The sequence below is a fragment of the Mesorhizobium sp. B2-8-3 genome, from assembly GCF_006440815.1.
Taxonomy (GTDB): Bacteria; Pseudomonadota; Alphaproteobacteria; order Rhizobiales; family Rhizobiaceae; genus Mesorhizobium.
In genome coordinates this window covers 141699-154000 of sequence record NZ_VFTW01000008.1, presented here as the reverse complement: position 1 = coordinate 154000, position 12302 = coordinate 141699, and the positions used below count along the sequence as shown (strand labels likewise).

The following is a 12302-nucleotide window of genomic DNA, read 5'->3' as shown; positions in this document are numbered from 1 at the left end:
AGAGAGGCGCTGGGGGCACAAACGATGGAAGATCTTAACCCCGGCCCGGCACCACCAGCACCTTGACCTCGCCCGGCGCCGGCGGGTTGGCGATGACCTGGGGCGCTTCCTCCAGGCTGACCTGCTTCGAGATCAGCCGGTCGATTTCGATCGCGCCGGAGGCGATCAGCTGAGCCGCCCGGCCATGCGTGAACGGGTTGAGGAAGGAACCCAGCACTTTCAATTCCCTGAACAGCAGATCGAACGGCTCGATCTCCACCTTCATGCCCTGCGGCACGACGCCGACGATGACGACCGTGCCGCCGGCACGAGCCATCCGCAGCGACTGCTCGACCGTGTCGCGCACGCCGGCGCATTCCAGCACCACGTCGACGCCGCCAGGCGCCAGGCCGTTCGGCCCGGCGATGGCCGCGATTGGGTCACAGGCGCTTGGATCGACCGTCGCGGTCGCTCCGAGCTCCTCGGCGAGCGCGCGGCGCGAGGCCTGCCTGGTCGACAAGATGATGGTCGTCGCCCCCGCGAGCTTGGCCAACTGAACGACGAGCAGGCCGATGACGCCGCCGCCGAGCACCACGACGGACGCCCCCGGCCGGATCGCGGCAAGGTCGATGCCGTGCAGGCAGCAGGCCAGCGGTTCGCAGAAGGCGCCATGCGTCGGCTTGAGATTTGCCGGCAGCCGGAAGGCCTGCTTCTGCGGCATCAGCACATAGTCGGCAAAGCCGCCGTCGCGGTGGATGCCGATGGCCCTGAGATTGCTGCACAGATTGACGCGGCCGGCATGGCAGTGGGCACAGCGCCCGCAGGCGATGTTGGGATCGCCGGTGACGCGGTCGCCGACGACAATGCCTGACACCGCCTCGCCGACGGCTTCGACGATGCCGGAGAATTCATGGCCGAGCGTCACCGGCGGCGTGCAGGGAAATTCGCCATGGAAAAGGTGCCGGTCGGTGCCGCAGACGCCGCAGGCCTCGATCCGCACGAGAACGTCTTCCGGCCCGGGAACGGGTTTGGGGACCTCTCGCAACCCTATGCTGCCCACTGCCTCCAACCGTATGGCTCTCATGGCGATAACCTCAATTGAACTTCGGCGGCTGCGAGAGATCGGGCGCCGGCGCCGCCGGCCTGGCCGGCGCATCGCCAAAGCTCGGCGGCTGCGACAGGTCGGGCGTGCCGGGTGCCGCTGGCGCGCTGCCATTGGATGGCGCCGCTCCATTATTGTTCGCCGGGGGCGTTCCGAGCGGCGACAGCGAAGGCATGTCGGGCAGCCTGAGGTCGATGGTGCTGGGCTCCGCCGCGGCGCCCTTGTAGCGCATGACCATCTGCGGGAAGGCGATGGTCAGCCCGATCATGATCACCTGGATCAGGACGAACGGCACGGCGCCCCAATAGATCTGGCCGGTGGTAACCGGCGCGACCTGCTTGCCGGTGATCCGGTCGAGGTAAGGCACGCGGGCCGCGACCGAGCGCAGATAGAACAGCGCGAAGCCGAAGGGCGGATGCATGAAGCTCGTCTGCATGTTGACACCGAGCAGCACGCCGAACCAGATCAGGTCGATGCCGAGCTTGTCCGCCGCCGGCGCCAAGAGCGGGACGATGATGAAGGCGAGCTCGAAGAAATCGAGGAAGAAGGCGAGCACGAAGACCAGGATGTTGACGCCGATTAGGAAGCCGGTCTCGCCGCCAGGCAGCGAGGTCAGCAGATGCTCGACCCAGATATGGCCGTTGACGCCGTAGAAGGTGAGCGAGAACACGCGCGCGCCGATCAGGATGAACAGCACGAAGGCGGAAAGCCGGGTCGTCGAGGCCAGCGCCTGATTGACGACGTCCATCGTCAGGCGGCCCTTCATCGCTGCCATGATGAGCGCGCCGACGGCGCCCATGGCGCCGCCTTCGGTCGGCGTGGCGATGCCGAGGAAGATCGTGCCCAGCACCAGGAAGATCAGCGCCAGCGGCGGGATCAGCACGATCACCACCTGCTGCGCCAGCTTGGACATGAGGTTGAGTCCCAGCCGCTGGTCCGCGATGGCGACGACATAGATGACGATGACGCCGACAGCGAAGCCGAGGATATCGGCATTGTCGCCGTGATTCGGCGCAAGGTAGCGATAGGCCGCGTAGGAAATCGCGCCCGTCACCAAAAGTGCGACCAGCAGAGATATCACGCCGTGGCCGAGGGTACGGGCTTCGAGCGGCAGCGCCGGCATCGAGTTCGGCCGGACGATCGACATGATCAGGATGTAGAGCATGTAGATGCCGGTCAGCACGAGGCCGGGGATCAACGCGCCGGCATACATGTCGCCGACCGAGCGTCCCAGCTGGTCGGCGAGCACGATCAGCACCAGCGACGGCGGGATGATCTGGGCGAGCGTGCCGGAGGCCGCGATGACGCCGGAAGCCACGCGGCGGTCATAGCCGTAGCGCAGCATGATCGGCAGCGAGATCAGTCCCATGGCGATGACGGAAGCGGCGACCACGCCGGTCGTGGCGGCAAGCAGCGCGCCGACAAAGACCACCGCATAGGCAAGCCCGCCGCGGATCGGCCCGAACAGCTGGCCGATCGTGTCGAGCAGGTCCTCGGCCATGCCGGACCGTTCGAGCACGATGCCCATGAAGGTGAAGAAGGGTATCGCCAGCAGCGTGTCGTTGGACATCACCCTGGTGCCGTAGAAATTGTCCGGCAGCGCATGCAGCAGCGGCCAGGCAAGGTTGATCGACCCGCCTGAATAGGGCGAGACCAGCACGCCGATGAAGAAGAACAGCAAGCCGTTGGCGGCGAGCGAGAAGGCGACGGGGTAGCCGATCAAAAGAAAGATGACCAGCGAGGCGAACATGATCGGCGCCATGTTCTGCGCGATGAATTCGATCACGGACGGACCTCGCCCGCGATCGCCTTGGCCTCTTCGGCCAGCGCCTCCGCCTCGAGCTTGGCCTGGTCATGCGCCGACACGAAGGGATTGGGATCGTCCATGTCGCCGCGCATGATGGCGATCTTCTTGATGATCTCGGAAACGCCTTGCAGCGCGAGCAGGAAGAAACCGACCAGAAGGATGGCCTTGGCCGGCCACACGATCAGCCCGCCGGCATTGGTCGACATCTCGCCGCTGCGGAAGGACAGCGACACATAGGGCACGAAATAGATCACCATCAGCACCACGAAGGGCATCAGGAAGAACAGGTGGCCGAGGAGGTCGATCCAGTGCTGCACCCGCCGCGAGAGCATGCCGTAGACAATGTCGATGCGGATATGGTCGTTCTGCTTCAGCGTGTAGGCGGCGGCCAGCATGAAGGCGCCGCCGAACAGGTACCACTGCAACTCCAGCCACGCGTTGGAGGACGTGTCGAACATCTTGCGGATGACGGCATTGCCGGCGCTCACCAGGATCGCGAGCAGGATCAGCCAGGAAACCCAGCGGCCGATGAACTCGTTGATGCGGTCGACCGTCCTGGATAGAGCGAGCAGCCCTGCCATGCATATCCTCCCTGGCCATGCGGCGCGCCCGATTCCCCCTCCGGTGTCGCATCGCTTGGCCCAACGGTATGCAGTGCGTGGTCCGGCAGGTCAACATGACAGGCAGGACGAAACGGGCACGGCGGCGGAAACCCCGCTGGCTCACCGAACGTCATGCAACCAAAGTCTGATGGTTCAGGCGATCTTGGCCTGGTCGCGACCGGCGCCGATCAGCACCAGCATGGCGACGAGGAAGAGATAGATCCAGGCGTCGCGCCATTCGAGCGGGAAATAGCCGGCCCAAAGCGATTCCGCCATGCCGAAAGCCGCGGCGCCAAGCGCCGCCTTGAGCGGCGACAGATAGCCTCCGACCGCCGTCACGAACAGGATTTTGAGGCCGTAGATCAGCCCGGTGCCGAAGGAGACATTGCCGTAATAGAGGCCGGCAAGCACGCCGGCCAGGGCGGCGCATAAGCCGCCGAACAGCACGGCAAGGCGGAACACAGCGCGCACATCGACACCGCACATCGCCGCCGCTTTCGGATCGTCGGAGACGGCGCGCCAGGCGCGGCCGAAGCGCGAATGCCAAAACAGCCAAGCCGCCAGCGCCACCACCGCGATCACGCCCGCGCAATCGAGCAGCTGGATGACGGTGAGCGTGACCTTGAAGCCGTCGCCCTCAGCGAAGATCACGGGGTTGGCGAGCATCGGCGGCAGCCAGAGATCGTGCGTGTCGGCGGCGATGCGGCTCGCCTCCGACAGGAATAGGAGGATGCCGAGCGTCGTCACCACGATGGCGTTGGGCGAGCGGTCGGCGAGCCTCTCGAAAACGCTGCGCGACAACACGTGGCTGATCAGCGCCGCATAGAGAACAGCCGCAACCACGCCGAGCGCCACCGCGGCGGCCAGCGTCAGCCACAGCGCCTGGTAGCCGAAAGCGGCGGTCAGGATCATCGTCTGGCCGCAGAAGGCGAACAACGCGCCATAGGCGAGGTTGGTCCGATGCAGGATGCCGTTGGTCAGCACATAGCCGAAGGCGAGCAGCGCATAGAGCGCGCCCGAATGCAGCCCGTTCAGCACCTGCTGGAAGAAATAGAGCATGCGGCATCCCACGGGTCGCATGACGCGACCCTGCATGGACCGTTGCATTCGGAATCTAACTTGTCAAATGCGTTTTATCGGTTAGATTCCCGCGCATGACAGTCTCCTGGACCCCGCACCGTTTCACCGGTGGCATCCTTGCGCTCGATACGGCGAACACCGTCGTATTGCGCAACGATCCGGAAAAAACCTTCGACCGTTTCGACGACCCGGCCGAGATCGCCCGTTTCGCCGAGGCGGCGAGCGGCTTTCGCGCCGCCGAACTCGGCGGCAGGCGGCTGCGGGCGCCGGAGCCGGGCGAGATAAAGCAAGCCGTCATCTCGATTCGCGAAACGACCGATCGCCTGTTTCGCCACGCCGTGTCGAACGGCGCGCTCGCGACCAGCCACCTACCTGATTTCCTCACGGCCTGCGCCGGAGGCCTGTCCGGCAGCGAGACCGAGATCGGAACGCCTGGCCAGCCTTTCGGCGATCCGCAAACGCCGATCGCCTTCGAGGCGGCTTTGGCCGTTTCGGCCCTGTCGCTGCTGCGCGACGAAACGGTGGCGAGGCTGAGGATCTGTCCCAATTGCAGCTGGCTGTTCGTCGACCGCAGCCGCAACGCCAGCCGTCTCTGGTGCGACATGGCCGTTTGCGGCAACCGTCAGAAGGCAAACCGCTATTACCGCCGCCGTACAGCGGCGAGGGAGGTTCCCAATGCTTAGCAAACTGTCGCGTTCGGCTCTGGTCGGCGCCGCCCTGATCGCTGCAATCGCGCTCGGCGCCTGCCGCGACACCGGCAACGACCAGCTCTTTGCCATCTCCGGCAAGCTGTTCGAGTTCAATTACCGGCTGGCCATTGCCACCTATGTCATCACGCTGAAGCCGCTGCGCCCGATGGTCGACGGCCAGGTCGCGGTGGTGAGCTTCCAGAACCCGGCCGGCGGCGACCCGCTCATCGTCAACCAGAAGATCTGGCCGAAGCTGCCCCACATCACGCTCACCAGTCCACCGCTCTCCTGCGTGGTCAAGGACAAGCCCTACAGCGTCTCGATCCGCATCGAGGATGCGAGCGGCACGTTGCTGCAGAGCATCGACACCACCATGACCTCGTCGGAGGACCAGACCATGCTGCCGGATCGGCCGCTGGTGATCGGGCCGAACTACGAGCTGAATTCCGATCTGGCCGGCCATCCCGACGGCAGGCTGCCGGGCGAACCGAAGCCGGATTGCTCGAAAGCGACCTGAAACGCCGGCGCTCGCGCGAAATTTTTATTCCTCAGGAAGCGGTTAGCATGATCTTGTATGCGCCGCCGGCCACTCGCCAGACCGTTTGTTGCGTGTTATCTGGCTCCTGCGATTTTGTTTGACCTCTCCCGCAAGGGAAGAAAGACTGCGGCGTCCCACTCCGACGTTGGCTGCCTGATTTGAGGCGCCTCCGCAGAGGAAATACCTGATGACGCTGCACGACGTCGCGCTCGACGACAAGTTCGACCTTGGCAAGGAGAGCGTCTTCCTGTCCGGCGCGCAGGCGGTCGTGCGCATGCTTCTGATGCAGCGCGAGCGTGATCGCCGCGCCGGCCTCAACACGGCAGGCTTCGTCTCCGGCTACCGCGGCTCGCCGCTTGGCGGCCTCGACATGCAGCTGTGGCGGGCCAAGAAGCAGCTCGCGCAAGCCGACATCGTCTTCCAGCCCGGCCTTAACGAGGAGCTCGCCGCCACCGCCTGCTGGGGCTCTCAGCAGACCGAATTGCTGGGCGAGGGCACGCATGACGGCGTCTTTTCGGTCTGGTACGGCAAGGGGCCGGGCGTCGACCGTTCCGGCGACGTCTTCCGCCACGCCAATCTAGCCGGCTCGTCGAAGCATGGCGGCGTGCTCGCCCTGATGGGCGACGACCATATGGCCGAATCCTCGACCAACGCGCACGCCACCGAATTCCTGTTCGTCGACACCATGGTGCCGATCCTCAATCCGGCCGGCGTCCAGGAGATCATCGACTACGGCCTCTACGGCTTTGCCATGTCGCGCTTTGCAGGCACCTGGGCGGCGATCAAATGCGTCAAGGACAACATCGAATCGACGGCCTCGGTCGACGCCTCGATCGAGCGTCTGGGCATCGTCATTCCCGAATTCGACATGCCGCCGGGCGGGCTGAACATCCGCCACGAGATCGACATGCTCGGCCAGGAAGAGCGGCTGCATGAGTACAAGCGCGCCGCCGCTTCCGCCTTCATCCAGGCCAATGGTCTCAACCGTGTAGTCTATTCCGGCGGCCGCAATCCCAAGCTCGGCGTCATCACCATCGGCAAGAGCTATCTCGATGTCCGCCAGGCGCTGGAGGATATCGGCATCGACGAACAGGCCGCCAACCGCATCGGCATCCGCCTGTTCAAGGTCGGCTGCCCGTGGCCGCTCGATTTCCAGCATATCGCCGAGTTCGCCCGCGGCCTCGACACCATCGTCGTCGTCGAGGAAAAGCGCTCGCTGATCGAGGTGCAGCTGCGCGAGAACCTCTACGGCACCGCCACGCAGCCGGTGATCGTCGGCAAGAAGGACGAGCGCGGCGACTGGCTGTTTCCGGCCAAGGGCGCGCTCGACCCCAACGAGATCGCCATCGCGCTCGGCGAGCGGATCCTGCGCACCATCGGCCCGTCGGAGGAGATCGCCGCGCGGGTGGCGAAGCTGCGCCAGTTCCAGGCGATGCTCGCCGACACCGTCGATATCGGTTCGCGCACGCCCTTCTTCTGCTCGGGCTGCCCGCACAATTCCTCGACCAAGGTGCCGGACGGCTCATTGGCCGCCGCCGGCATCGGCTGCCATTTCATGGCGCTGTGGATGGACAGGAACACCGTCGGCTTCACCGCCATGGGCGGCGAGGGCGCGCAATGGGTCGGCCAGGCGCCGTTCTCGAAGCGCGGCCACATCTTCCAGAACCTCGGCGACGGCACCTACAACCATTCCGGCGTGCTGGCGATCCGCTTCGCGCTGTCCTCCGGCGCCAACATCACCTACAAGATCCTCTACAACGATGCGGTGGCGATGACCGGCGGCCAGCCGCATGAGGGTGGCCTGACCGTCGACATGATCGCGAGACAAGTGCGAGCCGAGGGCGTCGACCGCATCGCCGTCGTCACCGACGAGCCGGACAAATATGCCGGCAAGGCCGATTTCCCGGCCGGCATCAGCATCCATCATCGTGACGACCTCGATCTCGTCCAGCGCGAATTGCGCGACGTGCAGGGTGTTTCGGTGCTCATCTACGACCAGACCTGTGCCGCCGAAAAGCGCCGGCGCCGCAAGCGCGGCACCTTTCCCGATCCCGACAAGCGCGTCTTCATCAACGAACTGGTCTGCGAAGGCTGCGGCGACTGCGGCGTGCAGTCGAATTGCGTCTCCATCCAGCCGGTCGAGACGGAATTCGGCCGCAAGCGCCGGATCGACCAGTCGAGCTGCAACAAGGATTTTTCCTGCCTCAACGGTTTCTGCCCGTCCTTCGTCACCGTGCATGGCGGCAAGATCAGGAAGGCCGAAGGCATCGCCGGCAGGGCCGATCCTCTCGACGGCGTGCCGGCGCCGGCCGAGTTCCGCATGGCCAACCAGGGCTGGGCGGCGATCATCGACGGGGTGGGCGGCACCGGCGTCGTCACCGTCGGCGCGGTGCTTGGCATGGCCGCGCATCTGGAAGGCAAGGGCTGCGGCATGATCGACATGGCGGGCCTCGCCCAGAAGGGCGGCTCGGTCTTCACCCATGTCCGCATCGCCCTGACGCCCGAGGACATCCACGCCATTCGCGTTTCAGCCGGCAAGGCCGACCTCGTGCTCGGCTGCGACCTCGTCGTCTCCGGCGCCAAGAAGGTGCTGGGCGCGGTGCGCGAGGGCCACACCATCTTCCTCGCCAATACTGCCGAGATCATGCCTGGCGAATTCACCCGTTCCGCCGACTTCTCGCTGCCGGTCGAGCGGCTGAAGAAGGCGATCCGGGCGGCTGCGGGCGACGACAAGGCGCATTTCTTCGACGCAACCCGCACGGCGACGGCCTTGTTCGGCAATTCGCTCGGCGCCAACATGTTCATGCTCGGCTTCGCCTTCCAGCATGGCGGCCTGCCGCTTTCGGCGGAAGCGGTTGAAAAGGCGATAGAATTGAACGGCGAAGCGGTGGCGATGAACATCGCCGCCTTCCGCTGGGGCCGCCGCGCCGCGCACCAGCCCGATTTCGTGCGTGGCCTGGTCAGCCAGACGGGCAAGCCGGCGTCCCGACCGGCCGAGACGCTGGACGATGTGATCGCCCGCCGCGTCGCCTTCCTTACCGCCTATCAGAACGCCGCCTATGCCAGGCGCTACGCCGACCGCGTGGCGACGTTGCGCGCCGCCGAAGCCAAGGCCGTGCCCGGCTCGTCCGTGGTGACCGAGGCCGTCGCCAGGAACCTCTTCAAGCTGATGGCGATCAAGGACGAGTATGAGGTGGCGCGACTCTACACCGACGGCACTTTCGCCGCCGACCTCGCCAAGCAGTTCCAGGGCTACGACAAGCTCGAGTTCCATCTCGCGCCGCCGATCCTCGGGCGGCGCGGCAATGACGGCAAGCCCCGGAAATCGAGCTTCGGCCCATGGATGATGAAGGGTTTCCGGCTGCTGGCGGCGATGAAGGGCCTGCGCGGCACCGCCTTCGACCTTTTCGGCTACACGGCCGAGCGGCGCATCGAGCGGCAGTCGCTGAGGCAGTACGAGGCCGATCTTGACCTGATCGCCGGCGCGCTGGCGCCGGGCAGGATGGAAGCCGCGACCGCTCTGGCCTCCGTGCCGGCGCTCATCCGCGGCTACGGCCACGTCCGGCAGGCCAGCGCCGAGAAGGCGGCGGGCGAGCGCTCGCGACTGATCGAGCGTCTGGCTCAGGCTCCGGCGGAGCCGGCGCTTCGGGCAGCGGAATGATCGCGCCGGCGCGTTGACGCCGCGCCAAACCCCCTGAATTTTCCGATCTGTCCCGTCTGCCGCAATCCTCTGCAACCGTAGCCGAGCGCCGTTCTAAGCCTTTCTTAAGGCAGGTGTGGCATGACAAGGCGTAGTGTTGGGCCAACGGCATGGGTAGAACAAAGACCGAGAACATCCCGGCGGATGTTTATATCCAGTTTGTGCGGTCGTTGTTCGACAACGCGCACATGCTGGTGATCGGTGGCGTTTGCTACTGGATCCTCGGATTCATGATCTATTGGCGGACGCACAATCCGCTGTTTCTGGCCTTTTCTTTCGGCCTGCTCTCCATCAGCCTTTTCCGTTACTTCGGCATTCGCACCTTCCTGAAGGCAGGCGGCACCATAGCCAATGTCGAAGAGGCCAGGCGGTGGGAGCGCATCTATATCCTCAAGGGCAGCCTGCAGGGCCTGGGCCTGGGTTCGCTGTGCTTCATATCGATCTACGTTTACCCCGATCCCTTCGCCGAGCTGGCCGCGACGTCGCTGACGATCGCGACCCTGGTCACGGTTGTCGGCCGCAACTACGGCTCTCCGCAGATGGTACGGATTTTCTCCGTGACCTTCATCGGTCCGGCCGCGCTCGGACTTCTGCTGCGCATGGATTTCCCGTCGGTCCTGCTCGGCCTGATGATCATCCCGCTGACTTTCATAACCATCAACAGCGCCGACCATGTCCGCGACGTGCTCTTCTCCGCCGTCATCGGCCACAAGCAGGCCAGGAACCTGACGCGCCGGTTCGATCGCGCGCTCAACACCATGTCGCACGGCCTGGTCATGCTGGGGCCGGACGGGCGCGTCGCGGTGGCCAATGCCGAAGCCGCCCGCCTGATGTCGCTGAAATCGGGCGATGCCTTGCTCGGACGCTCGATCCACGGTCTTTTGATGCGCGGCGTCGCCGGTGGCATGCTGGCTCCGAAAGACTGCCGCTACATCGAGGCGCAGCTGACGCGCGCCTTGCGCGAAGGCCGCGACCGCAAGGTGCTCGTTTCGCTGGCCAACGGCCAGCACTACGAATTCTCCGCCCGCGAAGGCAGCCAGGAACTGGGCGTCATCACCTTCGAGGATGTGACGGCCCGCGTCGAGGCGGAGGAAAAGATCCGCTTCATGGCGCGCTACGACAATTTGACCGGGCTGCCGAACCGCGCCTATTTCCACGAACTGGTCGGCGAGGCGATGGCCTCTGGCGACCAGGACCGGCTGTGCGGCCTCGCGGTGCTCGATCTCGACGACTTCAAGAGCGTCAACGACACGCTCGGCCATCCGGTCGGCGACGGGCTGATCTATGCCGTGGCCGAGCGCCTCGCGGCGATTGCCGGACCGGGCATCACCGTCAGCCGCTTCGGCGGCGACGAGTTCATGATCTTCTTCGACCGTGTCGAGGACGAGAGCCATCTCAGCACCCTGCTTGACCAGATTTTCGCGGACCTGCAGGGCGAGGTGGACGTTGCCGGCCACGGCTTGCGCATCCAGACCAGCGGCGGCGCGGTGCTTTCCAGGGTCAAGGACACCGACGCGGACGCCATGATCGTCAAGGCGGACCTTGCCCTCTACAAGGCCAAGGAACTCGGCAAGAACAGCTGGCGGCTGTTCGAGGCGGCCATGGATGCCGCCTTCCGCAATCGCCAGTTGATGAAGGCCGACCTGCGCAATGCCGTGCAGGCCAGGGAATTGCGCGTCGTCTACCAGCCGATCGTGGCTGTCAGCACCATGCGCATCGCCAGTTGCGAGGCGCTCTGCCGCTGGGACCATCCCGACCTCGGCCCGATCTCGCCCAGCGTCTTCATCCCGCTCGCCGAGGAGATGGGCATCGTTTCCGACATCAGCACTTTCGTGCTGGAGGCCGCGTGCGCCGAATGCGCCAAATGGCCGGCCCAGACCAGCGTGTCGGTCAACCTGTCGGCCAAGGATTTCCGCAGTCGCGACATCGTCCAGAAGGTCAGGGACGCATTGGCCAAGTCGGGACTGGCGGCGCACCGGCTCGAAATCGAGGTCACGGAGACCGCGCTGCTCGACGACAAATCGCTGACGCGCGAGTCGATCGAGGAACTGAAGGCGCTCGGCGTGCGCATCGCGCTTGACGACTTCGGCACCGGCTACTCCAGCCTGAGCTATCTCCACAAGCTCCCGCTCGACAAGATCAAGATCGACCGCTCGTTCCTGGTCGATGTGAACCAGAACCGGCAGTCGCTCGATCTGCTGAAGGGCATCGTCAGCCTGTCCCGGACGTTGGGTCTTTCGGTCACCATCGAAGGGGTTGAGACCTTCGAGCAACTGAAGACGCTGGTTCATTTGGTCAAGCCGGACTTCGTGCAGGGCTTTCTCTTCGGCGCCGCGCTCAGCGCGTCCGGCATCGAGACGATGTCGAGCGTCACATGGCCGTTTGCCGCGGACCTTCACATCGCCGGCAAAAGAACAGCCAGCTAAGAAGCAAATCCAGTGCGAAGCGGTTTCTCGTCCGGAATTGCGTCAAACAAGAGCAAATCCAGGAAAAGTGCGAAGCGGTTTTCCGTCCGCAATTGCGTCAAACAAGAGAAAATCCAGGAAAAGTGCGAAGTGGTTTCCCGTCCGGAACTGCGCTGAAATAGAGAGCAATCGCAGAAAAAATGGAACCCGGGTTTCCGTCTGGAGCGGATATGCGTTTCGTGAAACGATAGCCGTTCCGGCGTAGTATAATTCTGTGATGCACTGACGCTTTCAAGCTCTGGATACGGATTGATCTTGATGACCCGCCGTCAGGCCGGATCAGACAATCGCTGGCTGGGGTATTTGTTTTTTCGCGTGTAAGATCGATGAAAACGATCGC

General features: G+C 64.7%; 7 protein-coding genes and 1 pseudogene. 4 read left to right on the top strand and 4 right to left on the bottom strand.

Annotated features, from left to right (window positions below):
• Positions 1-34 precede the first annotated feature (34 nt).
• The 4 genes from FJ418_RS15140 to FJ418_RS15125 form a co-directional block, all read right to left on the bottom strand.
• Positions 35-1063, bottom strand: a complete 1029-nt coding sequence (locus FJ418_RS15140) for a zinc-dependent alcohol dehydrogenase family protein (protein ID WP_140866773.1) — start codon at positions 1061-1063, stop codon at positions 35-37.
• A 10-nt stretch (positions 1064-1073) separates the two neighbouring features.
• Positions 1074-2867, bottom strand: coding sequence for a TRAP transporter large permease subunit (locus tag FJ418_RS15135; RefSeq protein ID WP_181166945.1), 1794 nt, complete (start codon positions 2865-2867; stop codon positions 1074-1076).
• Positions 2864-3469 (bottom strand): TRAP transporter small permease subunit, encoded by a 606-nt coding sequence (locus tag FJ418_RS15130; RefSeq protein ID WP_140866770.1) that lies wholly within the window; start codon positions 3467-3469, stop codon positions 2864-2866. Before FJ418_RS15130 ends, FJ418_RS15135 begins: the two co-directional genes overlap by 4 nt.
• Positions 3470-3643: 174 nt before the next feature.
• Complete coding sequence (locus tag FJ418_RS15125) at positions 3644-4549, bottom strand: branched-chain amino acid ABC transporter permease (RefSeq protein ID WP_140866767.1); 906 nt, start codon at positions 4547-4549, stop codon at positions 3644-3646.
• Positions 4550-4644: 95 nt separating this feature from the next.
• Between FJ418_RS15125 and FJ418_RS15120 the strand changes: the two genes are divergently transcribed.
• From FJ418_RS15120 to FJ418_RS15105, 4 genes and pseudogenes are all read left to right on the top strand, one after another.
• Positions 4645-5253: a CGNR zinc finger domain-containing protein gene (locus FJ418_RS15120; protein WP_140866764.1), complete on the top strand. Its 609-nt coding sequence runs from the start codon at positions 4645-4647 to the stop codon at positions 5251-5253.
• Positions 5246-5776, top strand: coding sequence for a hypothetical protein (locus FJ418_RS15115; protein ID WP_140786060.1), 531 nt, complete (start codon positions 5246-5248; stop codon positions 5774-5776). The genes FJ418_RS15120 and FJ418_RS15115 overlap by 8 nt, the downstream gene beginning before the upstream one ends.
• A 196-nt stretch (positions 5777-5972) precedes the next feature.
• Positions 5973-9458: pseudogene (locus tag FJ418_RS15110) on the top strand (indolepyruvate ferredoxin oxidoreductase family protein); the annotation flags it as partial.
• A 149-nt stretch (positions 9459-9607) separates the two neighbouring features.
• On the top strand, positions 9608-11923 hold the full coding sequence (locus FJ418_RS15105; protein ID WP_140866759.1) for an EAL domain-containing protein: 2316 nt from the start codon (positions 9608-9610) through the stop codon (positions 11921-11923).
• The last annotated feature ends 379 nt before the right edge of the window (positions 11924-12302 follow it).